The sequence below is a fragment of the Tenacibaculum profundicola genome, assembly GCF_057220795.1.
Genome location: NZ_CM170137.1, coordinates 77,718 through 103,962, shown reverse-complemented (window position 1 = coordinate 103,962; position 26,245 = coordinate 77,718). Strand labels below are relative to the sequence as shown.

The 26,245-nt window shown below is 31.7% G+C and carries 19 protein-coding genes; 14 read left to right on the top strand and 5 right to left on the bottom strand.

All coding sequences use genetic code 11. The features are described from left to right. Nucleotides 1-43 precede the first annotated feature (43 nt). Nucleotides 44-871 carry a universal stress protein gene (locus AC2TDS_RS00445; protein ID WP_484737163.1) on the top strand — a complete coding sequence of 276 codons (828 nt, stop codon included), beginning with the start codon at nt 44-46 and terminating at the stop codon, nt 869-871. Further along, nucleotides 872-3,088 (top strand): SulP family inorganic anion transporter, encoded by a 2,217-nt coding sequence (locus AC2TDS_RS00440; protein ID WP_484737162.1) that lies wholly within the window; start codon nt 872-874, stop codon nt 3,086-3,088. Here AC2TDS_RS00440 and pbpC read toward each other — a convergent pair. After that, nucleotides 3,072-5,426, bottom strand: coding sequence for a penicillin-binding protein 1C (gene pbpC / locus AC2TDS_RS00435; RefSeq protein ID WP_484737161.1), 2,355 nt, complete (start codon nt 5,424-5,426; stop codon nt 3,072-3,074). The two genes, AC2TDS_RS00440 and pbpC, sit on opposite strands and share 17 nt — an antisense overlap. 437 nt (nt 5,427-5,863) lie before the next feature. On the opposite strand from pbpC, the gene AC2TDS_RS00430 reads away from it, so the two are divergent. Further along, nucleotides 5,864-6,811 carry a tRNA dihydrouridine synthase gene (locus AC2TDS_RS00430; RefSeq protein WP_484737160.1) on the top strand — a complete coding sequence of 316 codons (948 nt, stop codon included), beginning with the start codon at nt 5,864-5,866 and terminating at the stop codon, nt 6,809-6,811. Nucleotides 6,812-6,843: 32 nt separating this feature from the next. On the opposite strand, the gene AC2TDS_RS00425 is transcribed toward AC2TDS_RS00430, so the two are convergent. From AC2TDS_RS00425 to AC2TDS_RS00415, 3 genes are all read right to left on the bottom strand, one after another. Beyond that, nucleotides 6,844-7,530 carry a hypothetical protein gene (locus AC2TDS_RS00425; RefSeq protein ID WP_484737159.1) on the bottom strand — a complete coding sequence of 229 codons (687 nt, stop codon included), beginning with the start codon at nt 7,528-7,530 and terminating at the stop codon, nt 6,844-6,846. A gap of 259 nt (nt 7,531-7,789) precedes the next feature. Then, nucleotides 7,790-9,103, bottom strand: coding sequence for a DEAD/DEAH box helicase (locus AC2TDS_RS00420; protein WP_484737158.1), 1,314 nt, complete (start codon nt 9,101-9,103; stop codon nt 7,790-7,792). A gap of 287 nt (nt 9,104-9,390) precedes the next feature. After that, complete coding sequence (locus AC2TDS_RS00415) at nt 9,391-14,907, bottom strand: alpha-2-macroglobulin family protein (protein ID WP_484737157.1); 5,517 nt, start codon at nt 14,905-14,907, stop codon at nt 9,391-9,393. Nucleotides 14,908-15,213: 306 nt separating this feature from the next. On the opposite strand from AC2TDS_RS00415, the gene AC2TDS_RS00410 reads away from it, so the two are divergent. Both AC2TDS_RS00410 and AC2TDS_RS00405 read left to right on the top strand, forming a co-directional pair. Beyond that, a complete protein-coding gene (locus AC2TDS_RS00410; protein WP_484737156.1) occupies nt 15,214-15,795 on the top strand; it encodes a MiaE family protein in 582 nt (193 codons plus the stop codon). A gap of 140 nt (nt 15,796-15,935) precedes the next feature. Then, entirely contained in the window at nt 15,936-16,373 is a 438-nt protein-coding gene (locus AC2TDS_RS00405) for a DUF4268 domain-containing protein (protein ID WP_484737155.1), read from the top strand. A 131-nt stretch (nt 16,374-16,504) separates the two neighbouring features. Here AC2TDS_RS00405 and AC2TDS_RS00400 read toward each other — a convergent pair whose 3' ends face one another. Continuing rightward, nucleotides 16,505-16,840, bottom strand: coding sequence for a DUF4870 domain-containing protein (locus AC2TDS_RS00400; protein ID WP_484737154.1), 336 nt, complete (start codon nt 16,838-16,840; stop codon nt 16,505-16,507). A 96-nt stretch (nt 16,841-16,936) separates the two neighbouring features. Here AC2TDS_RS00400 and mnmE point away from each other — a divergent pair, with 96 nt between their 5' ends. From mnmE to AC2TDS_RS00355, 9 genes are all read left to right on the top strand, one after another. Then, nucleotides 16,937-18,331 (top strand): tRNA uridine-5-carboxymethylaminomethyl(34) synthesis GTPase MnmE, encoded by a 1,395-nt coding sequence (gene mnmE, locus AC2TDS_RS00395; protein WP_484737153.1) that lies wholly within the window; start codon nt 16,937-16,939, stop codon nt 18,329-18,331. 485 nt (nt 18,332-18,816) lie between these two features. Then, nucleotides 18,817-19,065, top strand: a complete 249-nt coding sequence (locus AC2TDS_RS00390) for a type II toxin-antitoxin system ParD family antitoxin (protein WP_484737152.1) — start codon at nt 18,817-18,819, stop codon at nt 19,063-19,065. Beyond that, nucleotides 19,052-19,354: a type II toxin-antitoxin system RelE/ParE family toxin gene (locus tag AC2TDS_RS00385; protein ID WP_484737151.1), complete on the top strand. Its 303-nt coding sequence runs from the start codon at nt 19,052-19,054 to the stop codon at nt 19,352-19,354. The genes AC2TDS_RS00390 and AC2TDS_RS00385 overlap by 14 nt, the downstream gene beginning before the upstream one ends. A gap of 91 nt (nt 19,355-19,445) precedes the next feature. Continuing rightward, the gene (locus tag AC2TDS_RS00380; protein ID WP_484737150.1) at nt 19,446-19,670 is read left to right on the top strand and encodes a hypothetical protein; all 225 of its coding nucleotides are present in this window, start codon (nt 19,446-19,448) and stop codon (nt 19,668-19,670) included. Between the two features lie 149 nt (nt 19,671-19,819). After that, the gene (locus tag AC2TDS_RS00375; protein ID WP_484737149.1) at nt 19,820-20,776 is read left to right on the top strand and encodes a Fic family protein; all 957 of its coding nucleotides are present in this window, start codon (nt 19,820-19,822) and stop codon (nt 20,774-20,776) included. Between the two features lie 376 nt (nt 20,777-21,152). After that, entirely contained in the window at nt 21,153-21,404 is a 252-nt protein-coding gene (locus AC2TDS_RS00370) for a helix-turn-helix domain-containing protein (protein ID WP_484737148.1), read from the top strand. 395 nt (nt 21,405-21,799) lie between these two features. Then, entirely contained in the window at nt 21,800-22,159 is a 360-nt protein-coding gene (locus AC2TDS_RS00365) for a hypothetical protein (protein ID WP_484738980.1), read from the top strand. Between the two features lie 10 nt (nt 22,160-22,169). Then, nucleotides 22,170-22,556, top strand: a complete 387-nt coding sequence (locus AC2TDS_RS00360; protein ID WP_484737147.1) for a YchJ family protein — start codon at nt 22,170-22,172, stop codon at nt 22,554-22,556. Nucleotides 22,557-23,145: 589 nt separating this feature from the next. After that, entirely contained in the window at nt 23,146-23,544 is a 399-nt protein-coding gene (locus tag AC2TDS_RS00355; protein WP_484737146.1) for a hypothetical protein, read from the top strand. Nucleotides 23,545-26,245 lie beyond the last annotated feature (2,701 nt).

Genomic DNA, 26,245 nt, shown 5'->3' with positions numbered 1-26,245 from the left:
AACTACAATAAAATTTTATATTCGAAGTCTAAAATTAAATATTTTGATTAACAAAATTATTATTGGAATTGCTTTTTCACCAAATTTAAGGGCCAATTTATTCGAAGTAATACGGTTAGCTGGTATTTTTAACGCAGAGCTAGTCGGTGTTCACGTCGGAAAAAAATCTATTCAGAAAGAAAATCAATTGCAAGATTTACTAAATGATACTCCAAAACTTGATAAAAACTTTAACGTAATATGGCAAGAAGGAGATCCTGTAAAGGTAATTTTGAATACTGCCATTGAACAACAAGCAGATTTACTCATCTTAGGTGCCATGCAAAAAGAGAACTTATATAAATACTACGTTGGTTCCATTGCTCGTAAATTGACACGACAAGCTCCTTGCTCGGTATTACTTTTAATACGACCTTCTATAGAGCGTGTTCCTTGTAAACATATAGTTGTCAACGGATTGCAAGAAGAAGATACAGAAAGAACAATATTGACAGCGTTCCATGTTTCGAACAGTTTAGGTTGTAAACGAATTACTATCGTTGAAGAAATTAGTCAAAACGAATTAAATGTAAAAGTAAATGATGACAAAACGCTTCGAAAAGCGACAGTTGTAAAAGAACGTTTAAAAAACAGAGAAGACTTGCGTGTAAAAAACATACTAAAAAAAGTACCCATAAATGATATAATCGTTAAAACTCAGAGTATATTTGGCAAAAGAGGATACTGTATTGGTCATTATGCCAAAGTTAAAAGAGCCGACTTACTAGTGATGAATGCACCAAAAAAAATAGGGCTATTGGATAGAATTTTCCCTCATGACCTCGAATACATATTATCAGAATTACCAACAGATGTTTTAATTGTAAAATAAATGGCAAATATTATTACTAAAAAATTCTTAGGAGAGATTCCTCAAAATATTTTTTCAGGATTTGTAGTTTCGTTAATTGCGTTGCCCTTGGGCTTAGGACTGGCATTAGCATCAGGAGCTCCACCAATATCAGGAATAATTGCCGCTGTAGTTGGCGGGTCTTTTGTTGCCTTTTTAGGAGGATCTAACGTTACCATAACTGGTCCTGGTAATGGGTTGGTAGTCGTTATTCTTGCAGCGATATCTACTTTAGGAGCTGGAGATATGCAGCAAGGGTTTCTATACACATTAGCTGCCATTATATTTTCTGGTATCATAATGATTATTTTAGGTTTCCTTAGACTAGGATCGTTAGGTGATTTCTTTCCTTCATCTGCCATTCAAGGAATGTTGGCCGCCATTGGTATTGGCATTTTTGCCAAACAAATACATGTTATGCTTGGTAATTTAAATGCTAAAGGAAGCATTATAGATTTGTTAGTACAAATACCTGAAGGTATCTTAAACTTTATAAACACCGACAGCTTAAGCGTTTTATATGCTGGGTCTGTAGGTATTATTAGTTTACTCATTATGGTCTTTTATAGTAAAATTAGAAACAAGTACTTTCAACTAATTCCAGCTCCTATGTGGATTGTTGTTTTAAGTGTTTGTATGTATTATTATTTTGATGCTTTCTTGGGTTCACCGTATCCTATAGATAAAAAATTATTGATAGAGTTGCCTGATGATGTTGTTTCAAATTTTATGTTTCCTAATTTTGAAAAGGTATATGATTGGGATTTTATCAATGCTGTTATTGCTATCACACTCATATCTAGTATAGAAAGTTTATTAAGTATCAAAGCTGTAGATAAACTTGATCCTTTAAAAAGAAGATCTAATGTTAATAAAGATATTAAAGCTTTAGGACTTGCCACTGTAATTAGTGGTTTCTTAGGAGGTCTTAATGTAGTAACGGTAATTGCTCGTAGTTCGGTTAATGTAAATAATAAGGGTACCAATCGTTCTGCTAATTTTTTTCACGCTTCTTTTTTAGTAGTGTTTATTTTACTTTTTGCATCAGAACTTCGTAAAATTCCTTTACCTGCATTAGCGGCAATTCTAGTATATACAGGCTATAAACTAGCCTCACCAGAAAATATTAGAAAAGTGTTTAGAATTGGTCAAGAGCAGCTTGTCATATTTTTAATAACCTTATTTACTACGATCGCTACCAACTTAATCACTGGTATTTTAGTAGGAATTATTGCCACTTTTATCATTCATGTATTCATTAACAAAAATTTCATGCTTTTTGCTAGAAACATCTTAAAACCAAATGTGTTAATGTTTAAAGAAGACGGCAAATATTATGTGTCTGTTGAAAACTTCGCAAGTTTTTTAAATTATACAAAACTGAAGGAAAAACTAGATCAAATCCCTGAATATGCAGATGCTATTGTTGATTTTTCTTTATGTGATTTCGTAGACCATTCTGTTATGGAAAACATGAACAATTATGCAGAAACGTTTAAAAGAAAAGGCGGTTATTTCGAAATTATTGGTTTAGATGGTTATAAAACAGGTAGTGAACACCCTTTTGCTTTGCGTAAAAACACTCCTATAGAAGCACTTCAATTTGAAAAAGATACAGTTTTAACAAAACGTCAGAAATCTTTATCTAAAATTAGTAATGAATTAAGGTGGTCTTATAAAACAATGCCTATAGAAGTTACAGAAATCCCTGAATTTGGTTATTTTAAAACTCGACAAATTAAAAAAGTATCTAACATCTTATCCAATGAAAATTGTACTTTATTTGATATTGAGTTCTCAGAAGGTGAACTTTTTGCAAAGCAGGTTATCAAGGCTACCATGTTGTACATTAATGTAGACAACAAGATTCCTGAATTTACTTTAGATCGGGAGGGTATTTTTGAATACATTTATCATTTTGCTGGCTTTAAAGATATTGATATTAAAAACCATCCTGACTTTTCTAGGCGTTTTTATTTGTCTGGAAAAAGCCCAGAAGAAATTAGATCTTTTTTTACAGACGAATTAATTTTATTTTTTGAAAGTAACAACTATTATCATATTGAAGGTAGTAAAAAAGGATTGTTAATTATTGGTAAAGAACGCTTAGCTGGGGTGCAAGAAATAAAGGCTCTTGCTAGCTTTGGTGTTCGTTTAAGGGATGTGATTTGTAAAGAGGAAACTATTGTATTTCAATAATTCTGGTTTCAGAATTACCAAAATCATCAATTACAGTAATTTTATGTTTTCCTTTTTCAGATTTTAGTTGTTGTTCATGATATTGCGTTGTAGCTCCAATGAAGTGATCATTTAAATACCAATAAACTTTTGCTGCTGTATTTGTATGTGTTAGCTTGAGTACAATGGCGTTTAATTCACCATTATTTCCTTTTGTTAATGATAATTTGGAATAGTGTTTTGTAGGAAACACAAAGTCCATCGTGTTACCTTCTAAAATAACACAATCTTTTCTATAACGTGGTAAGGGTTTGTAATCCGCATTTTTTTGCTGATAATAATGAGCCATCAATGGTGGTAACGTAAACCATGATTTCGTTTTCATATTAACCACTGATTCGCAATCACTATGTACTCTATATTTTTCAAAGACATCAACAGTTATCTGTTTGTGATAGGGACAAGACTTAGAACGTGTCCCATTTCTTTGAATACGTTTCACAACAGACTTACATATTGGCAATGCTAAATATCCACTTTGTTCACAAATACTTTCTTCTACCAAATCTTCATAGGGTTCCAAAAACCAATTAGACACAGGTAGTACATCAAAAACATCAAACATTATAGGTGCTGCACTACCCACACCTGTTAATTCTGATCTGCCTTCACCATCTGAATTGCCTACCCAAACACCAACAACATACTTCGGTGTCACTCCTATTGCCCAAGCATCTTTATTTCCGAAACTAGTACCTGTTTTCCATCCAATTTTTTGAGAGGAATCAAAATATTTCCAAGCTTGATCAGTATAAGGTCTATTAACCTCTACCAGGGTGTTTAGCGTTAAAAAAGCAGAACCCGCATCAATATTATTATTACTTTCTTTTACCTCTCCAAAATCAACATTTTCTGACTCTACAAAGCTCGGTTCTACAAATTCATTTTGATAATACTTATGCTTTAATATTTCATAATGACTTGCGATGCCGGCGTAGCCCGCAAATGTTTTACACAAATCCCACAGGCTCGCCTCTCCTCCACCTAAAATTAACGATAACCCATAATAATCAGCCGACTTATTTATATGTTTAAAACCATACCCCTTTAAATCTTCTCGAAACTTTTCTAATCCATACGACTGTAGCATCCTTACTGCAGGAATGTTTAAAGACCGAGTTAAAGCTTCATTAACCGGCACTGCCCCATCATATGATAAATCAAAATTTTTAGGAGAATACCCCGCAATTTCCGTTGGTACGTCAGCCACTAATTGTGAAGGTAATAAATCACCTGTTTGCAACATTTGTGCATATAAAAATGGTTTTAAAGTGCTCCCTGTACTTCGTGGAGCTATTACATTATTAACATGTTTTTGATGTTGGTTTTCCGTAGGAGAATTTCCTATATAACTCAACACCTTTCGGGTTTCAACATCTAACACCAGTACCGCCAAATTATGCACTTCGTTTTGCTGCTGTATTTCATAGTGATTTTTAACTATAGCATTCACCTGTCTTTGTAAATGAATATCTATCGAGCTGCGCACTCGTTCTCCCTTTCTATGTTTCGTTACCTCCTGAACAAAATGCGATGCTATAGTAGGTAGTCTATAAGGTTTCTGAGGTAACTGTTCTTCAATAGCTAACTCATAGGTAACTTGATCTATTATGGTTTCTAGGTATAATTTTTTTAACAGTCTATTTCTTTTCTCTTTTAGTTGCTGTTGATTTTTCCCTGGATATATTAAAGATGGTGCATTGGGTAATACAGCTAATGTAGCAGTCTCAGCCCATGACAACTGATAAGGTTTTAATCCAAAATAGCGCCATGCAGCGATTTCCAAACCTACCACATTTCCACCAAAAGGGGCATGAGAAGCATATAGTTTAAGGATTTTTCTTTTAGAACACCTGAACTCTAATCGAGTAGCTAAAACAAGTTCTTTTATTTTTTCCAAATAAGAGCGTCTTTTATTTTTTCGTGCTAACCGAATGACCTGTTGGGTAATCGTGCTACCTCCTCTAACGATTTTTTTCGCTTTGATATTTTCTCTTACCGCTTTTGCCATCGAAAGCGGATTGAATCCAAAGTGCTTATAAAAATAGGCATCTTCAAACTGTAAAATACATTGTTCAAACTTATAGGGTACTGAATCAAGTTCAGGAAACCTCCATTGCCCATCATCTGCAATTACAGCTCCCAATAGAGCATCATTTTTGGCTGTTACTACGGTGGCATTCGGACTTATAAATAATTTTTCAGGCAAACAGAAGTAATACACAACTAGAAGTATAGCTATAGTAAGAATTTTTAGTTTATTCCTTTTAAGAAGATTTAGATTTAGCTTTATTTTCATTACAATTTATGATCCTACAAACAAATTTAAGTAATTCCCTTTATACTGCATTTAAAACTTAAAAAGTTCTGGCTAAAATATTCTCCTAATATTGATTCCTGCCATTCACACATCTTCACTTTAATATCTTTAAACCAGCATAGTATTTCCATCCAATCAACATTAATACAAACTTTGCACATTAACCGCATTATGTCTTAGAAAATTTAATACAAGCTGAAAACACTACAAAATCAAACACTTCGTTATCCTTTTCAATGTTACTCATATCCGTACTATGCTGAAATTAATAAAGCGCATGCTTTAATGGAGTTTTCAACTCTCATTACGAATCTCTAATGTATGATTCGGGTTTATAAATTACCACATTAAAAAGTATAAAATTTACTGATCAATATGAAGAATAAGTCCATTATATTTGCAGCTTACCATATACTATGAGTTTTACCCTACTTTCGTCACCATTACAAGGATTTACCGATTTTCGTTTTAGAAATGCACAGCATAAATACTTTGGAGGTATTGACACCTATTACGCACCTTATATCCGTTTAAATGGGAAGTTTAAGATAAAAGCAAGTTATCAGCGTGATTTATTACCTGAAAACAATACTACTTTAACCGTGATTCCCCAGGTAATCACCAATAATGCAGACGAATTTTTATTTGTAGCTAAATATGTAAAAAGCCTTGGATACGAAGAATTAAACTGGAATTTAGGTTGCCCATACCCTATGGTAACGAAATCTGGAATGGGATCAGGTTTAATTTGTAACCCCACAAGAATTGACGAAGTTTTAGATAAAGTTCATAATGAAGTAGATATTTTAGTTTCTATGAAAATGAGAATGGGGTACGAAAATAGTGACGAGATATTGCATACTTTTCCTATTTTAGAAAAGTATCCATTGAAAAACATTGCTATTCATGCCAGAATTGGCAAACAACTGTACAAAGGAGGTGTTGATTTAGATGCTTTTCAACGATGTGTTGATATTGCTAAACACCCATTATACTATAATGGAGACATTACCACAGTTGCTGGTTTTAAAGCTATGAAAGAACGTTTTCCTAGTATCAATCACTTTATGATTGGTCGTGGTTTAATTGCCGATCCGTTTTTACCTCAAATGATTAAAGATAACACCAGCGAATACCCTAAAGATAGATGGCGAATTTTTGAAGCCTTCCACAATGAAATTTATGAGCAATACGATGCTGCCCTATCTGGACCAACGCCCATAAAAATGAAAATGTTAGGTTTTTGGGATTATTTCTCTAGGTCTTTTTCAAACCCACAGAAAACTTATAAAAAAATCAAAAAAGCTGGTAATCAAAAAAAATATCACATCGCTGTTAAAGAAATTTTGGCTAGTGAAAAGTAATATCGCTGATAACATAAAATTACTGAATACGATTAATACTTATCATACAATGTTTTACCAGTTTTAAAATAATTGATTGCATGTTCTATTGATCTAGACTTTGCCTTTAATAATGTTTTGGTAAAATCAAATAGAAATACAGAGCTTTCACCGATAGAAATAAACTCCATTATTTGCTTTTTCTTTATTAGATCATACACAACTACCTTTGCGTTCACTATGCAATATTCTACAGAGGTGTGATGACCTCCAATACCTCCACCAAAATTATTTGGTATTCCAGGTGAGTATGATGCCTCTACTCTATTGGTAATTTCGAAGTTGGTGAAATTTATCAGGTAGTCTCCTTTTGTTACCAATAACAATGAATCTATATTACTTCCTTCATTTATATTAATACCCGTGTCTAAAGAGTCCCATTTATTAATATCGTTCATGTAAACCTCCTGAAAAATGTTAGCGTTTTTAACTTCTCTATCAAATTCCTCAATATAACTTTTTACAAAATATTTATTTTCTTTAAAGTTCTTCTTAAAAGTTTTCGTGAAATTATTTAGTCTAATATTATCAGAACCTGTCACGATAATAGTCTTAGATTTAGGATTTATTACCTCCCCACTTTTTAGTATTTGACTAACATAATGTTTGTAATTTACGCATGACGTAAATAACAAAACAATTAGCCATAATACAGCATATAATGTTGCTTTTGTCTTCATAGAATTTTCTTTAATCAATTGCCAACAAAACTACCATTATTTCGTTTAGCAAAAAATAAATACTTTTCCTATTGTTTTAATAATCTATTGAAATTTGATTGTGACAATTAAAAATCAGATGTTTCTATATTTTAATCGTTAAGGCAGTTCCTTCAGGCATTTATCTCGCTTCAACTATTAGTATTTCCTATTTAACATTACCTAAATAATAGCTAGCATTAAACAGGATTTATTCAAGTAAATTCTCGCTATGCCTTTTTTAGGCAATAGAAATTCGTACTTTTTTATTTTTTAAACGTGTGTTGTTTAAACTTTCTACTAACTGCTTGGCTTCGGCAACAGGTACGGCAATAAATGCACAATCTTGTTTTAATTCAATCACTCCTAATTGATCTTTGGTCAAGTTTCCTTTTTTAAAGAACAAACCAGCAATATCTCCTTTAGATATTTTATCTTTCCTTCCACCAGAAATAAATAATGTTTCCCAATAACAAGGTTTTAAATTTTCTTTCTGTGAAATATCAGCCGTCGCAATATTTTTAAGAAATTCTGGTAAGCTTTCTTTCTGCCATTTCAAAACATAAGCTGTTCCTTTAGCATTTACTCTAGCTGTTCTACCATTTCTATGCGTAAACTCCTCTGTTCTCTGAGGTAACTCATAGTGAATGATGTATTTCATTTCAGGAATATCAATTCCTCTGGCCGCTAAATCAGTAGCTACCAATATTTGACTCGTCCCATTTCTAAATTTAATCAATGAGCGTTCACGGTCTCTTTGCTCCATACCACCAGAAAAACAACTATGCGCTATTTTATGTTTCTTTAGAAACTCACTCACCTGTTGTATACTATCTTTTAAATTACAAAAAATAATTCCAGATTGGTTTCCAATATGTTGTAACAACTCTAATAAGGTCTGGTTTTTATTTTTTGATGAAGAAATAACTGTTTTTACGGTTAATTTTTTTGACTTTTTACCGGTTAAGTAATTTAATACCGTTGGGTTATCAAATCGAACAAAATCAGGAACTTCTGTTTCTTGCGTAGCTGATGTTAATATGCGTTTATTAATATTTGGTAACTGATTAATAATGCCTCTCATCTCATATTCAAATCCCACTTCTAAAGATTTATCAAACTCATCTAAAATCAAAGTCTTAATACTATCTTTAGAAAAACGATCATTTGCAAAATGATCAGAAATTCTACCGGGTGTACCTATTAAAATACTAGGTGTATGTTTTAATTCAATTTTGTCTTTAGCCATTGATCGACCACCGTATACGGCATTTACTTTTAAACCTGTTCCCATCTCACGAATCACTTGTTCTATCTGAATAGCTAGCTCTCTCGATGGTACTAAAATTAACACTTGTACTTCTTTACTTTTGGGATCTATTAGTTTTAATATAGGTAATAAAAAACTTAAGGTTTTTCCAGTTCCTGTAGGAGAAAGAATAACTGTATTTGTGGTAGTCTCAATTACTGAAATGGCTTTATTTTGCATTTCATTCAATTCATAGATATTCAATTTTGCTAAAATATCTTCTTGTGTTTTTACCGTATTTGCCATAATATATCTATGAAACTTTTCTATTTATAATTATGGCAAAGATAGGTAGTCTTACTTTTATAAAACCTACGTATTCTAGTAAAATAACATCTTGATTTTGATCACTACAAAACAACAGGTACTTCAAATTACTATTTAACACCAATTCTTAGGTATAAGAATTGGTGTTAAAAATAAAATGTAACCAATGAATGCACCGTATAAATAGTGTTTTTCACCAAAATCATCAATAAGAATAAGGTCTTGACTGGGCGTGCCCTGACGTCGAGAAATAGATTTAAATAATTCTACTTGACAACCTTAATCCACCTTCCCTTGTTACGAGCTATATAATCGTTATCATACATAGCCTCAACTTGGGTTCCTGGCAAATAATACTCTCCTAAATACGACGCATTCAACAACACTCTAAATGTTTTTATTTCATATTTATTTAAAGAGAAATAATTGCTGATACTAGCATCTCGTATATCAGTATACTCAACTTTTGAAGAAGTAGTACTGTTTCCAAAATCTGTAAAACGGGTATTGATAATTTCCCAACCAGAAGGTATGAACTGTGTTAATGCTACGTTCTCAATTTTCTCATTTGTTTTATTATTTACGGTTATCTCAGCAATAAAATTTGTTCCTTGTAATACATTGTCTGGCACAATCTTACTTCCTTCTTTTGTTTTATAAACCGTAGTTACTTCTAAATTCTTTTGAAAAACTTTTTCTTCTCCTACCGGCAATATTCCTTGGTTAAACACTCTAACATATACGACCCCATTATTTTTATTAGAAACTTTAAACGTATTTTCTTTATCTCTTAGGTCTAAATCTTTCGTATATAGCGCTTTTGATGTCTGTATACCTCCTGTTTTACCATTTAAAGAATACGTAGCATTAATTCCTGTGCTTTCTCCATTTTGCAATGCGTATTGACTCATGGCCAATAAACTATAGGCCGTTGTTTGGGTGCTCATCCAATGTTCACTAGACAATATCTCTGCTATTTCTTTTGCCAATTTAATCGCTTTAACCTCATCATTTAATAACGTATAAGTTTCTAAAGACATGGCTTTATTTCTGGTTTCCGACCCATAATTAGTGTAGTACCTCTTACTATATTTATGTATAGTGATTTGATTTAAAATTGATTTAGCTATTGAAGTTTTACCTATTAATGCATAGGCAGATGCCAACCTCATTTTTGCTTCGTTTGATATGTCTTTGGTTTCTCGTAAACGGTTCATAGAAGCCAAATCTGGGCTATTAGCCAAGCTCAAAGTATACAATCGATATGCTTGGGTTAAGGAATTATTGTAATAGCTATTATTATTACGCCAATTACGAGCTTGTTCTTTTTGATACCCAATCCATTTTGATCTAAACCCAATAGGTAAAACATATCCTTTTTTAGCGGCTTCCATCATAAAATGCCCTGCGTACGATGTACCCCAACTATTCGATTTTCTACCACCTTGCCAATACGATAAGCCTCCATCTGATACTTGGAAATCCGATAAGCGTTGAATGGTCGCTTTGATATTTCTCTCGATAGATTTCCTTTTCTCTTGCTCAAGCTCAAAAATCTCAGGTAAATATAGTTGTGGAAAAGCACTTGATGTAGTTTGTTCCACACAACCGTGTGGGTATTGAATCAGATACCCTAAACGTTTGGTAAAATTCATTGGGGGTAGTGTTGAAAGCTCAATGGTCGCTGCATTCGTTCCTTGTGTTCCAAAGGTGGTAAAATTAATTTCACTTTTCTCATTTGACTTTAAAATCAAATCTTTTACTTCTGTAGTTACTGGGTTTGGATTTAACACATCTATTTCTACCTCATACGATGCTTTTTCCCTTCCTGAGCTAGCTTCTATTTTTACTTTTCCTATTCCTTTAAAATCATTAACCTTTAACGTAAAATAGGCCATTTTTTCATCTGGCTGCGCAAACGAAACTGTTTGTGTTTTCTTACCTATTATCGCATATGATTCATTAGGTTGTACCGTAACGGTTACTTTTTTAATCTCTGGTTTCATAGCAAAAACAGTCACTGGTAAAGTAACCGTTTCTTGCGGTGTTATTTTACGAGGTAATGATGCTAAAATCATAACTGGTTTTCGTACAAAGGCTGTTTTCTCATCGCTACCATAGGCTTCCTTTTCTGTATTCGTAGCTACAACCATAGCACGCACAGACCCCACATATTTTGGAATCTTAATGGTATGTGTTTTTATATCTCCTCTATCTAAATTAAAAGGTCCTAAATACCTAACCATCGGTTTAAAGCGGTTTGCTTTCTTATTTTTACTTCCTGCCTCAGCCTCATCTCCCCCAATACTTAATATCTGATGGACTTTCCCTCCATAGGCCCCTATAACATCATCAAAAACATCCCAAGTTCTCACTCCTAAGGATTGTCGTGCATAAAACGTGTTCCATGCATTAGGTGTTTTAAATCGGGTTAAATCAAGTAACCCTTCATCAACTATCGCAATTGTATAAGTCATTGGTTTTCCATTTCTCTCTTTTACTCGGATACTGGCGGTAGATTCAGGACGTAATTCATCTGCTAATTGAATTTCAGGTTCTAATTTCGTAGCTGGGTCATGCACCAACATAGGAATCGAGCCATACATACGCATAGGCAAATCATTGATAGTTTGATTGTGTTTTTGCAACAAAGAAATATGTACATATACATTCGGTGTATAATTTGCGAGCACAGGGAAATCAAAAACAGTTTGCTTTGTTTGCGTTTCTACCCAAAAATGATCTAGTACTTCAGTACCATTTTCAATAGTAATTAAGGCACGTCCTCCTTCAGAAGAAGGGAACTTTACGGTTGCTTTCTCCCCTACCTCATACGTTTCCTTATCTGTACTGAACACTAACATCGACGCATTAGTTTTATCTTGTTTCCCTTTTTTTCTACCGTACCACGATGGCCAATCAAAATATACTACTGAAGAGCTAACATGCTTACTGTTTTTATCCGTAACCTTTACCAAATAGCGCCCCCAATCATTTTCGTCTACTTTTAATTTAAACTTCGCTTTTCCATCACTATTGGTTTTTACCTGTAATGATTTATAAGGTCGGTGGTAACGAGTTCCATCGTAACTAGACAATCCGTTATCAGCAGTACTCCACCACCAGCGCCATGACAATTTATATACATCAACTTCTAATGTATTGGTTACTCCATATCCTTCCTCATTCACTGAAGCTACATTAAAGGTATAATCTTGATCGGTAAACAAGTAATTTTTTGATTCTGATTCTTCGGCTTCCTGTAAACCTACATAGGTACTATAGGGTGATATTTTTTTTGAGAATACATCCGTACTAAAATCTCCTCCATTCTCATAAACTTTAGTGATAAAGCTGACTTTTAACATCCCTGGAGCTTTCGTGTCGAGTTCAGGTTTTACGGAAAAGGTTGTTTTCCCTTCATTATTTAAATGCCCTTTTAATACCTGAAATTCTTCGGTACCAAACCTACGGGTCATATCATCAAACCTATAATTTTTAAACTTAGAAAACACTGTTTTAGTTTGTGAGAACTTTCCATTAATATCCAACTTCAAACCTCTTGCAATAGCTCCATGCAACCACTTTACCTCAACATCACCTGAAATAGGTGTATTTGCTTTTATAAAATCTAATGGAGTTTGTAATTTAATTTTTAAACGGTTCGGTTTAATCGTTTCAATCTTAAGCCCCTTATTAAAAACAGCTCCACCAACACTTACTCGCAATTTCCAGTTTCCTGTAATGGCATCCTGATTTGTTTGTGGCGTATACGGATATACATTCTCCGCTGTTTTATACGCTATTTTTCTATCAATAATTTTACCTTGTGGATTTATCAGTTCAAACTTAATAGGATGTTTCTCTGGTATCGGGTTTCCTTTATCATTTAGCACAAAAGTTAAGAATAACCGATCTCCGGGTCTCCAAACACCTCTTTCTCCATAAATATAACCTTTAATTCCCTTTTGAAGTTTGGCTCCGGCAACATCAAATTTACTCATAGATAACGCATTTCCGTCATTTAACTTCATATACGTAGTATTGTTATTTTTAGCAGCTACCGCAAAAAATGCATTTCCAATTTCATCAAAAACAGCCACACCATCTTTATTTGTATCAGCAGTTAAAACAGGTTGCTGTTGCAAATTATATAAAGTCACCTTGGCTCCTTCAACAGGTTCTGTTGTCAATAGATTCGTTACTGCCACAAAAGTATTACCGTTACTTCCTTTTTTTACGATAATTCCTAGGTCTGTTGCTAAAATATTTGTGCTTATCTTTTTATTGTAGTAGTACGAAGTTGTGCATGGATTTTCACGATCACGCCAGTTATAATCATAATAATAATCATTGTAATAATTAAGGTTTTCATATGCTCTTTCACTTACTTCTTTTTTGCCATAAACAATGGTATTTGTTGTCGTTGTTTCATCACAGAAATAATTAGAATATTCTTTGTTAAAAGATAGCTCAACTCTATACATTGCTCCATTTTCAACAGAAATGATCTCGGCTAAATCAATAGCAAAGGCATTTTCCTTATTCAAATCAACCCCCTGCGAGGTAAGGTTTACCGTGTATTTTGCAACAGGCCTACCCACATACCTTAGGTTTCCTTGATTTCCTAAGTTATTATACTGTAAAAACTGTAGTACATTATCCTTGTATATTTTATATACCGTTGCGTCTACTGCTTTAAGGTTTACCGCCTTAAAGTTTATTTTCAAATTAGTTGAATTCGGTAAGATTGTTCCACTCTTTATAAAGCTTACCGATGGTTTTAATTCTTCAAAATGTAATGTTTTAGTAAATCCTTCCTTTAAAGCATAACCCTGGGTGTTTTTTATTCCTTTAAAGATTTGCAGGTCTACTTTCTTCTTAAAAGAGGATGTAGGATATATGCTCACTACATTATTTTTTACTTTATAGGTAAACCTTCTTTTTTGAGCATTTACGAACTGAATAAGCCCTTTTAAATCTTGAGACTTTTTTATAGGATCAGAAAAACTAATTTCAATATGTTGTTTCTCCATATCGACCACCTCAACATTTAAAACTTTAAAATTATTCTTTCCTGTAATAACTAATTCTCTTTCTCCTTTTGAAGTTGATTTAACAGGAGCACCTGACCAAACAACCTTTAATTTTTTATCATCTACAAAACGAGATAAGCTATCAATTTTAAAATATACTTTAGAAGCAAACTCTTCAGTAGTATCAAATTTTAATTGTTTCGCTTTTCCGTTGTAATTAGCTGATAGGATTTCCGAAAGTTTTGTGTTTTCTATTACATCACTTGCTGTTAACATTCCCTCTACGTAATATACATCTTTACTATACACTTTAGGTGACTGTAATGAAACATTGAATAACAATTCTTTTGTTTTTACTTTTATCATTAAATTCTTCAACTCTCCTTCTAAGCCATCGTACAATTTAGATAAATGAAGTGTTATGGTATATTCCTGATTACTTTTTAATTTTTTAGCAGGAGCGAAGATTAACATATTATCCGTTAAGCTAACCTCTCCTTTTATCTTCGGTGTTATCGTTAGCACATCATTATTTACCTCGCTTACGTTTGGTGTTTGTTTCAATAAGAACTGTAAACTCGATGTAGTAGAGATTAACTTATCGGGAAATACGCTCACGTATTCATTAAATTTATCGATTTCGCTTTCATTAGTTGGTGTTTTACATGAGTTTATAAACACAATGAGAAACACTAACGCAAAAAGCTGGAAAATTCTTGCGAGGAATGGTGTTGAATATACTTTCATCTTAATAGAGGTATTTAAATAGGAATATTGAATATTATACTAATTTTAAAGTGTTAAATTTAACTTTTTTTAATTTGAATTAAAATTACTTAAAAAGAAAAATGTCACTACAATAAATTTAGAATTCGTAGGTATCTAATGAGTATTCGTGATTTTTTCATAACAATTCACATTTTCTATAGCGGTTTTAATCATTTTTTTAGGTCAACTTTCGGTAACACTATGTGACAAAGCTAGTTAATTTTCAATAATTTGTAATACAATTAGCCCTAATATTTTTTACTTTTACACCCTCAAATGTAAATTATGCTTGGATTAAAATTCGATACTGAAACGTCTTGGGTGGATGTTGCAAAAAATGGCTTACAACAACTATTAACAGATCATGCTTTTGCAGAGCAAAAAGCTGCTTCTAATGCTGTTTCAATTATCATCAATTATTCTGAAGAAACGGCGTTGGTAAAAGATATGAGTGATATTGCCATTGAAGAAATGGAACATTTCAGAATGGTTCATAATTTAATGATTGACCGTGGTATGGTATTAGGACAAGCTACTAAAAATGATTATGCTTTAAAACTACAAAAGTTCTTTTCTCATACTGGAAATCGTACGGAAGCTCTAGTACATCGATTATTAGTTGCCGCCTTAATTGAAGCTAGAAGCTGCGAACGTTTTAAAGTTTTTGCTGATAATATGCAAGATGAAGAACTTTCTAAATTTTATTTGGATTTAATGATTTCTGAAGCCAATCATTATACCTTGTTTTTAGGATACGCCAGAACCTATATGGATAGAGAAATCGTTGATAAGAAGTGGAATGATCTGCTAGCTTTTGAAGCTGATATGATGAAAAATAGAGGTACTACGGCAAAAGTCCACGGATAAGTGAGTAATTATCAATGTTGCGTGAAGAATTACCATTGGACAATTATCAATTTACTCTAGACAATTTCCATAATCAACTAACACGGAATTGGAATCACCGAAAACCGATTACAGACAACTGAAAACCGATAGCTGATAAAATGTTTAGCAAAGAAGAATCCGCACGTTTAAGAAAAGAATTCTGGACAAGTTTTGGAAAATCGTTTCCTAGAAAATGGGTGTTATATAACACTAAAATTAAAGGATTTGCCTTTAAATTTCAGGCTGACAGGAAAAAAGCTGCTGTATGTTTAGATTTTGAACATCCTGAAGATATTGCTAATGAATTGTTATACGATCAGCTACTATCGTTAAAAAACATTTTAGAAACGGACTATTTACCAGAAGTTATTTACGATGAACACTTCGAATTAGATAATCGAAAGATCATTAGACGTATCTATGTTCCTTTTGATAAAAAATTCAGTATTCACAATAAAAATACTTGGAGAGATTGCTATGAGTTTTTTGTACATACTATGACCCAATTTGAGCTTTTCTTTTACGAGTATGAAGATTTTATTAAGCAAGCCATATAGTGTCAAATTATGCATTCTAAGACCGATGGAAATTTGAAATTCCCTCTTCAATACTTGCTTTGATCTCATTACAATACTACTAATACCATTTACTAGTTGAATTTACTGTAAAAGAAATGTATCACATTACCCTACAAAAACTTGATGCTAAAAGGATAGTTAGGCGCTTCGTTATTGCTGGCTTTGATAGCATTAAGTATTGGAAAGATTAGATAGAATACTCCTATAATAATAAACCCTAACAAACCTAAACCAAAAAAAAGGATTAGTGGAATACAACCCAACACATACAAAAACATAGTGATTCTAAAATTTAGTATTGACTTACCGTGCTCATCCATATGCAGTATTTCATCCTTCTTCACAACCCAGATAATAAGTGGCACAATAAAACCTCCGATTACTGTGACAAAATCTAATAACTGACTTAAATGGGTTAATGCTAATAGCTGATTATTTCTTTTCATAAAACATAAAATTGGTTATATAATTAAGACGGTCAATTCTCCAATTTGTTACAAAATCTGAATTTAAAACTCTTTTTTACTACGTATATTTGCAGCATGATACAAAACGATACTATTATAGCCTTAGCAACACCTTCGGGAGTTGGTGCCATTTCTGTTATCAGACTTTCCGGAGACAAATCTATTGAACTTGTTGATGCCTTTTTTGCATCTGTAAAAAAAGGAAAATCGCTTTCTAAGCAAAAGTCTCACACCCTTCACTTAGGTCATATAGTGTATAATGATATTGTTATTGACGAAGTGTTAGTATCTATTTTTAAGAACCCAAACTCGTATACAGGTGAAAATGTTGTAGAAATTTCGTGTCATGGGTCTAGCTTTATTCAGCAAGAAATCATTCAATTGTTTCTTCAGAATGGTTGTCGAATGGCTGACAACGGCGAATTTACCATGCGTGCATTTTTAAATGGTAAGATGGATTTGAGTCAGGCTGAGGCGGTGGCAGATGTTATTGCTTCTAATTCAGCGGCATCTCATCAAATGGCCATTCAACAGATGCGAGGTGGTATTACCAATGAATTGAAAGAACTCCGTACGCAGTTGTTAGATTTTGCTGCTTTGATTGAATTAGAACTCGATTTTTCTGGGGAAGATGTTGAGTTTGCCGACAGAACTAAATTTAAACAGTTAGTAGCTACGATATCAAGTGTTTTAAAACGACTTATAGATTCTTTTGCTTTCGGAAATGCCATGAAAAACGGTATTCCTGTTGCGATCATCGGAGAACCTAATGTTGGAAAATCGACCTTACTAAATGCTTTATTAAACGAAGAAAAAGCCATCGTTTCTGAAATCGCAGGGACCACTCGTGATGCCATTGAAGATGAGGTAATTATTGAGGGCGTTGCGTTTCGTTTTATAGATACTGCAGGCATCCGAAAAACAGAAGATATCGTTGAAAATATCGGAATCAAAAAAGCGTATGAAAAAGCGGAAAACGCACAGCTTATCATCTTTTTAATTAATGCTGAAAAATTTGTCGCTACTCCGAATGAATTTTTAACGGAAATTGAAACTATTAAACAACGCTTTCCTAATAAGCGTTTTTTGACAATAACCAATAAAATTGACAAAATTACCGAAGATCAAAAATCAACATTGACGGTGCAAATACCAAACCTTATGTTGTTATCAGCAAAGCAGCAGATTGGTATTGATGCCCTAAAACAAGAACTAACTTCTTTGGTAAACACAGGAGCTTTAAGTAATAATGAAACCATTGTTACCAATTCACGTCATTTTGAAGCCCTAAATAATGCGTTAATAGCTATTACTTCTGTGCAACAAGGTATTGATTTAGAAATCTCTACCGATTTATTTTCTATTGATATTCGTGAGTGTTTACGTCATTTAGGAAATATTACTGGCGAATATGATGTGGATAAAGATATTCTGGGACATATCTTTGGAAATTTCTGTATTGGAAAGTAATTTGTTAAAATCCGGCTTCCGCTATGGTTAGTACGGAATTAAAAAAGCGATTAATTCCCGATTAAGTACTTAACCAAATCTTTTTATTTTGTTTTAATTGTTCATTTTTAAAGTCAAATCAAAAGATTTGGCTGACTTTATAAAAATACACTAAACTTTGAGTTTAGTACCCAAACCCGCATTAATTATAGTCAATGTGATCTGCTGGCTTTATTCAATTTCTTATCATTTATCTTTCCATTGCTATATTTTCCAATTCGTATCAAAATCAGAACAATAGCAACTACTGCTGAAAACCAAGCTATATTATAAACTCTGGGTTTAATGATTTTAATCTTGCTAATCCTGAATTAAAACAATATGATTATCTGGACATTATATGTTAAATTTGATTATTGAAAATAACAGTTTATATGTCTTTAACCAAGTTTAATTTCAATTAAAACCACTACATTGCATCAATATTAATATTTTTGATGCAAACTATGAGTACAATACGAAAATCTATAACATTTACACAACAGCAAGATAACTGGATAAAATTTCAAATTGAAGAAGGTCTTTATACAAATGACAGTGAGTATATAAGAGATTTAATTAGGAAAGACCAAGAAAGTAAACAACGACTGAGTGAACTAAAACTGGCTATTCAAGAAGGAATTGATAGTTGTGTGAGTAATCGAACAATTGAAGATATTTGGAAAGAAGCTGAAGAAAGACATGCCAATAAGTAAGAATACTTATAAACTCAGCAATAAAGCCGAGGAAGACTTATTATCAATTGCTTACTACACTATTGATAAATTTGAATTAAATCAAGCCAGAATCTATAGAGACCGTCTCATAAAAACGCTTGAATTTTTAGTTTTAAATCCGCATTTAGGGAGAGTGCTGTTTTTGGAAAATGATACTATAAAAAGGCATCATTATAAATCTCATATGATTTTTTTTAAAGAAACCGAATATGGTATTCTAATCGTTAAAATTTTGGTTGGAAATATGTATTTTAAGAAACACCTATAATAGTCTAAATATACCCTCTCTTATCTCATTCGAGGTTAGGAAAATATTTGGTAATTTCATATTGAGTTGTATGTCTAAAATATTTTTTTTTATGAAAACTAAACGATTTCAAGAATGCTCTAAACTTGAAAAAGCATGGCGTTATAGATGGTATTTAGCCATTCCTTTTCAGTACCTCTATTTTATTTTTATTAGATCTTTTAAGGTTTTTGAGGATAAAATCGAGAATGATAAAATTATTCATACTGATAATTACGAAATAATGAAAGGAAAAGCTTTATGGGGTTACTTATTGGGAATACTCAAATTAAAATGAAATGGTATTATAGTTCAGAAGAAGTTTTTAGTAGAATAAAAAGTAAATACAAAGAAGAGTAAACATACTTAAAATCAAAATCTACCTACCTCATTTTGTTAAGTTTATTTGATATATATTTGCGATACTATCAAATGATACTATCATAAATGAAACCACCTTATCATATAAACGATAAAATTCTAAAATTAGTAGTTGCTATTTCTGAACGATTAGGAGAAATAAAAGCTACACATTTATATAAACCTCCAACTGAACTAAGAAAAAGGAATCGAATTAAAACCATACAATCTTCATTAGAAATTGAAGGTAATACACTTACTGAAGAACAGATTACAGCACTTTTAAACAATAAACGAGTAATTGCACCACAAAAAGATATTTTAGAGGTTCAGAATGCTATAAAAGTGTATGAGCAACTGCAAGAGTTTAACTCTAATAACTTAAAGGATTTAGAAAAAGCACACGCAATCCTAATGAAAGGATTGATTGAAGATGCTGGAAAGCTACGTACTAAAAATGTTGGTATTATAAAAGGTTCAAAAGTTGAACACCTTGCTCCTACTGGTTCATTGGTGAAAGGGTTAATGAACGATTTGTTTCAATATTTAAAAACAGATAATGATGTTTTACTTATAAAAAGTTGTGTATTTCATTACGAGTTTGAATTTATTCATCCTTTTTTAGATGGCAATGGTCGTATGGGGAGATTATGGCAAACCTTAATTTTAATGAAACAATATCCAGTATTTGAGTTTCTACCAGTAGAAAGTTTAATTAAGGAAAACCAACAAGAATACTACAAAGTTTTAAGTTTATCAGACAAATCGGGACATTCTACACCTTTTATAGAGTTTATGTTGAACATTATACTCCGTTCTTTAGAAAATCTCTTAAACACGCAAAACAGGACACTTACAACACAAGATAGAATCGAATTATATAAGGATATTATAAAAAATTCTCCTTTCAGTAGAAAAGATTATTTACTAAATTTTAAAGATATTAGTCAAGCAACAGCAAGTAGAGATTTGAAATGGGCTGTAGAACAACAAATTTTGACTAAGACAGGAGATAAACGATTAACTAAATACTTGTATAGTTGATTTCTTAATTAAAAAACCAACCAAAAGAAAACAAAATCTTACACCACTACTCCACCCTAAAACGCCGTAAGCATTGATTTTACTAGGCTTATGACTTTCTGTATCGGAAAGTAATTTGTTAAAATCCGGCTTCCGCTATGGTTAGTACGGAATTAAAAAAGCAATTAATTTCCGATTAAGTACTTAACCAAATCTTTTTATTTTGTTTTAATTTTTCATTTTTAAAGTCAAATCAAAAGATTTGGCGGATTTTATAGAAATACACTAAACTTTGAGTTTAGTACCCAAACCCGCATTAATTATAGTCAATGTGACTAGTTTATCCACCAATAAGTTCGGAGTGTTCTTTTAAATTTCAAACTAATATATTTGAGATATGAAATACAAGAAATGGAGTTTAGCTCAGAAGTTGGAAATACTATCTAGTTCAGAAGAGATAGGTATAGTAGAAACTTGTCGTAAGTATGGAGTTAGTACAGGTACTTTTTATAGTTGGAGAAAGAAGTTTGACCACCAAGGAGAAGCAGGTTTAAAAGTTACTTATGAGACTAAGAGTAAAGAATTAAGAACAGTAGAAAACTTTGCTGAGCTTTATGAATACGGTATCTATAAATTTGGTGTATTTTAAGCTCAAAAATATGCTAATCAACTACACGAAACTTTAGAATCCTTATTGCAGAGACCGAGCTGTGGAGGAAATGATTTTATCTTAAAGCTGGTCTTTATACGTACATCTATCAATCTCATATTCCATTTTTCGTTAATGATGACGATAAACTACTGTTAGTTAAAAACTTATAAGGACATAGGAATTTTAAAAGGCATTTAAAAAAACTACCAAAAGACAATAAAACCTTGCACCACTGCTCTGCTTGATTAAGCTATAACCCTTAATTTACAATACATATTACTCTCTGTATTCGTAAATAAACAAAGTATATGCTCTAAAAATTTAAAACCCTTTTATTTTCATTATGTCGTAAGGTTAAAATAAAATACTTTTGCGTTTTATATAAAAGCATGATGACATTAGAAGACTTAGTTGGTAGTTACTCTATTATTGGAACCAATCAAGATGCTGCAGAGCATACCTATAAAGGAACACTAGACTTATCTTTAGATGCTAATAACCGAGTTCTAGCCAAATGGCTCATTAATAATCAACAAGAGCAATACGGATCTGGTTTTTTTAAAAATAACATTTTAGTTATTAATTTTAGGTACGAAGGAATCGATAAGACTGTATATAAAGGTGTAGCCGTATACAAGTGTATCACTCCCAATATTTTAGATGGTTTCTGGTCAGAAAAACATGGCAATCCATTATTTCTTGGGGAAGAACGCTGCTTTCGAATCAACAACGAAAGAGAATTTATAAATTAAAGCAATAAGTATGCAATGTCCTTGTAATCCAAAGAAAAAATATGCCGATTGTTGTCAAAAAGCACATGACAATATTCATTCTGTATACACTGCTGAAACTCTTATGCGCTCGCGATACAGTGCTTTTGTTTTAGCAAACATAACATACTTACAAAAAAGTCATTATAGTGCTACGAGACCTTCAAAAAAAGAAAAAAAGGAATTGTTAAAATGGACTACATCCGTCACTTGGATTAAATTAGAGGTATTACACTCAAATAAAGGTTCAGTAAATGACTCTTCTGGTACTGTTGAGTTCAAAGCGTATTTCATGGAAAATGGCGTCGTAGACATTATTCATGAAATTTCGTTTTTTTGTAAAGAGAATGGACACTGGGTGTATAGAAATGCCCAATAATTTTATTGGATTTCTCACTTTCTTACTTCCTGCATTTATGATACAGGTTTGTGAAAAAAAATATAAAAGCGCCTCTCTTTTACTATAAGTTGTCAAAAGCTCGGTATATATTCATGCAATAAATTTTACTGTTTATATCATAAATATTACCATTTGTTACAATTTAGAAAATTCCTTTTTATTTATTCTAGAAATTTGTAGTGTCAAAAGGCCCAGTAGGCAATCTTGGCAACTCTGGAAAAGTTTCTCATCATCAATAATTTGTTTCCCCTTAAATGAATTCCAGGTTGCCAAGATATATAGTCCAGTTAAAGAAGAGGTATTTAATTAAGTAGCTACTACCATTTTTTTGATTGCAAAGCCGAAATCTGAGAAAAATGAATGATCAAAATAAGAAATACCGTATGGAATTTAAGCAATGATTCCTATTGGTCTTTACTATTACACATCATTTATAAGTAATTATCAATCAGATATATAAATCATATTAATTGACATCTTTTGATAAAACACGCTCAATATAAATATTATCAAACTGATTGATATTTTATTGGCAAAAAGAAAGTTTAATTATAATAACTAAATTAAAATGGCATATACATTTACAAAAGCGGATGACAACAACGCAATTGAAGAACGCGAATATGGAATTGCAAAGGAAATTAAATTCACTATGTTCACATCTTGTGTAGGAGTTTTAGCAAAAACAAAATCGAATGATGTTCTTGGAGTACATCTATCTTTTACAGATAAAGACAGTAACAAGTTTGACGATAATGCAGCAGACGCAATTCATAAACTTATAACTGACAATGAGGCAACGGATGTTAAAATTATTGGAACCATAGCTGCATGGGAAAATGAGGTTAATGGAGTAAAAGACGCGTTTGAAAAGCTAAAGGATCTGATAAAACCAGAAGAATATAGATTAAAAAATGCTATTTACGGTGGTAAAATAGATGATGGTGATCTTGAAATAACCTATTAATAGGTATCTAGATGTATCCTATAAATTTTAGCTAAAATTGTTTTAAAATCCAGAGATTCTATTCTCTGGATTTTTCAGTTTTATACATGATAATACCATTCTTCTTTACTATAAATTTACATTATACGATTTTAATTTACCGTAATAAAACGCCCTTTTTACCTTTCTATTTCAATATAAAAAAAATCATAGCTACTGGTATTAGTGTATACACATATTGAATATATAAGACAAAAGACGATTTTAAGCAATCAATTCAACACGAATTATGTAATAAAAAATCTACTATAAGATAAACCCACTCTATAATCAACCACTTCGTTGTTCTTTTAAATTTAACCATAGCGATGTTATCCTAAAATTAACAAAGCACGTGCTTTTATTCCGTTTATTCTTCTCGTGACGAATTTCTATTCCAAAATTCAGGCTCAACAATTAATGAATAGGTTGTTTAATTCTCTTTTTGTTACTAACTGCTTTATGAAAACATCATCAATATATCAAATTGGTGAAATACTATTTTATGAGTTCATCATGGTATTTACCTATCATATTTTTAGGGTTTTCATCTATTTCATAGTAGCTATAAATGACAGACATTTGTATCTCTTAGGATATACTCTAAGTTCTGTTCTGTTTTTCATATGCAATTTTCCCGTTCAAAATAAACATTGAACGGGACTTTTATTTTAAAAAACAACTTTTTAATTTTGGTTTTATTGTTAATTTATATCTCCATGAATTTCATAGACACCCAAACTTCTCTTAGTTTATGGGGTATTTAGGCTTGTTTTCAATTTTTAAATAGATAAAATATCTATATTAAAAATCATATGTTACTTCTCCTGTATTATTCTTTTTTTGCAATCATTCAATTACCCATATCAATCCTAACTTACAATCACTTTCCTCTACATAATATTTTCTTCCAAAATTCCAATATAACTTAATCTAACACCACATAAATAAAACCTGTATCCATATTTGTAACTTCTCTAATGGTTTCTACCAGTTTTAGAGTAGTTGTTTTACCTATTTCAATTCATCTAACTGTTAGTTATATTTGTATAGTATTTGTTGCAAATAATCACGAATATTATTCAATTCTAAATTTATATGTCCCCCCGTATTTAGAGTTTTTAAAAGGGCTTCCTCAAGGAAGCCCTTTTGTCTTTCAATACTCTTATTGTATTTTTTTATTTAACCAGAATACGTAGTATCGTTATAGGCCGCTATTTGAAGGAAAAAAAGTTGCTTTGATTATATAATGATTAAGAGGTCATTCTTATTCAACCATTTCTTTTATTAGTTTAACTAGTAATTACTTTTCATCTACATTTAATCTATACTCCTCGTCAATTTCTGTCATAAAATCTAATAATTCTAATTTATCTCCCTATTCCTTATATATTTACACTAAGTTCCACTTCATTACAAATTACCATATCAAAAAGTAGTTTTTAGTGAAGACTTGTTTTCCCTTGAAATATGAGCTCCTCTCGGAGCTCTATTTCTGTAATTACCTCATATTGTTTCTCTACATAATTCCATTTCTTTTTATCTTCTAATTTGTTGTTTTTTTTAGAGAACTATTAAACTACCCAATACAGAATTAATCGGTTCTTTAGTATATCTGACATACCTATTTACAATCCATCTTAAAATGTGACTTTTCATGATGTTTTGTTTCTAATTAATTAAAGAGTAATATTAGTTTTTAGAAGGGTTTAATCATTATTCTTTTTGAAAGGAGCTGAATTAGCTCCTTTCTTTTTTATTATCAGGTTTTCCTTCTTTATTTCAAAGGCATAAATAGTCTCTTTCATCGTTAAGTAATGAAATTAATCCCCTAAACACTTACCATATTTTCTATATAATGATCACTCCAGGTTTTTGATGAAATATGTTTTCTCTATTGTTTTATAGTATATATTTCTATTTTTTTTAACCTACTAGATACTCTATAAAATTAAAAATTAGTTTAATTACCTTCTATTAGTTTGATATTTATTGGTTCATGATGATAACAATTAACTTTTATCATGCATATTGTGTATTCAAACTATTTTATGAGATATTTTAACTTCCCACTAATGACAACCTATCCAGCACTACAACAAAACGAAACTAATGGTTTTCCTTATGTCTTTTTAATGGTTTTCCCTAGTTAGTTTTCATGGTTTTCCCCTATTGCTTAATAACTTATATTGCCATAATATTGGTACGTATTTGTGACGGGAATCTCAAATATCATTTTGTTTTCTTGAGAATAAAAGTATGCTCACCAAAGAGCATACTTTTTTTATTTTCAACCAGTTACTCTTTCTAACTATTATTCCTATTTATAAAGATTTTTCACAAATAACATTGATACAAAAGCCATCTGATTTAACAGGGTTTATCATTCATTGTAAGTAGTTCATTTATTTATTTTACTAAACTGCTGAGTTGATTCAATTGTATTAATTCATGGCCCCTTAATACTATCATTTAATACAACTACTACTAGAATTTAATTCTTTATTAAGAACAATTACACTCTACTTTTTTACCCTAGACTTTTGAGTTTAGCCGATAGTATATAATGACTACTAGTCATTATATTTCAAAATAGATTTAAAAATAGTCTAACCAAATTCGAAGGCATAGTAATGGTTTATACTTAATTGATTGTCAGTAGTTTTACCTGTTTCAGGCTCAA

What these genes read in the sequence shown, in the direction of transcription:
- AC2TDS_RS00440 (WP_484737162.1), top strand. Translation starts at nt 872, where the DNA reads ATGGCAAATATTATTACTAAAAAATTCTTAGGAGAGATTCCTCAAAAT.
- pbpC (WP_484737161.1), bottom strand. Translation starts at nt 5,426, where the DNA reads ATGAAAATAAAGCTAAATCTAAATCTTCTTAAAAGGAATAAACTAAAA.
- AC2TDS_RS00430 (WP_484737160.1), top strand. Translation starts at nt 5,864, where the DNA reads ATGAGTTTTACCCTACTTTCGTCACCATTACAAGGATTTACCGATTTT.
- AC2TDS_RS00425 (WP_484737159.1), bottom strand. Translation starts at nt 7,530, where the DNA reads ATGAAGACAAAAGCAACATTATATGCTGTATTATGGCTAATTGTTTTG.
- AC2TDS_RS00420 (WP_484737158.1), bottom strand. Translation starts at nt 9,103, where the DNA reads ATGGCAAATACGGTAAAAACACAAGAAGATATTTTAGCAAAATTGAAT.
- AC2TDS_RS00415 (WP_484737157.1), bottom strand. Translation starts at nt 14,907, where the DNA reads ATGAAAGTATATTCAACACCATTCCTCGCAAGAATTTTCCAGCTTTTT.
- AC2TDS_RS00410 (WP_484737156.1), top strand. Translation starts at nt 15,214, where the DNA reads ATGCTTGGATTAAAATTCGATACTGAAACGTCTTGGGTGGATGTTGCA.
- AC2TDS_RS00405 (WP_484737155.1), top strand. Translation starts at nt 15,936, where the DNA reads ATGTTTAGCAAAGAAGAATCCGCACGTTTAAGAAAAGAATTCTGGACA.
- AC2TDS_RS00400 (WP_484737154.1), bottom strand. Translation starts at nt 16,840, where the DNA reads ATGAAAAGAAATAATCAGCTATTAGCATTAACCCATTTAAGTCAGTTA.
- mnmE (WP_484737153.1), top strand. Translation starts at nt 16,937, where the DNA reads ATGATACAAAACGATACTATTATAGCCTTAGCAACACCTTCGGGAGTT.
- AC2TDS_RS00390 (WP_484737152.1), top strand. Translation starts at nt 18,817, where the DNA reads ATGAGTACAATACGAAAATCTATAACATTTACACAACAGCAAGATAAC.
- AC2TDS_RS00385 (WP_484737151.1), top strand. Translation starts at nt 19,052, where the DNA reads ATGCCAATAAGTAAGAATACTTATAAACTCAGCAATAAAGCCGAGGAA.
- AC2TDS_RS00380 (WP_484737150.1), top strand. Translation starts at nt 19,446, where the DNA reads ATGAAAACTAAACGATTTCAAGAATGCTCTAAACTTGAAAAAGCATGG.
- AC2TDS_RS00375 (WP_484737149.1), top strand. Translation starts at nt 19,820, where the DNA reads ATGAAACCACCTTATCATATAAACGATAAAATTCTAAAATTAGTAGTT.
- AC2TDS_RS00370 (WP_484737148.1), top strand. Translation starts at nt 21,153, where the DNA reads ATGAAATACAAGAAATGGAGTTTAGCTCAGAAGTTGGAAATACTATCT.
- AC2TDS_RS00365 (WP_484738980.1), top strand. Translation starts at nt 21,800, where the DNA reads ATGACATTAGAAGACTTAGTTGGTAGTTACTCTATTATTGGAACCAAT.
- AC2TDS_RS00360 (WP_484737147.1), top strand. Translation starts at nt 22,170, where the DNA reads ATGCAATGTCCTTGTAATCCAAAGAAAAAATATGCCGATTGTTGTCAA.
- AC2TDS_RS00355 (WP_484737146.1), top strand. Translation starts at nt 23,146, where the DNA reads ATGGCATATACATTTACAAAAGCGGATGACAACAACGCAATTGAAGAA.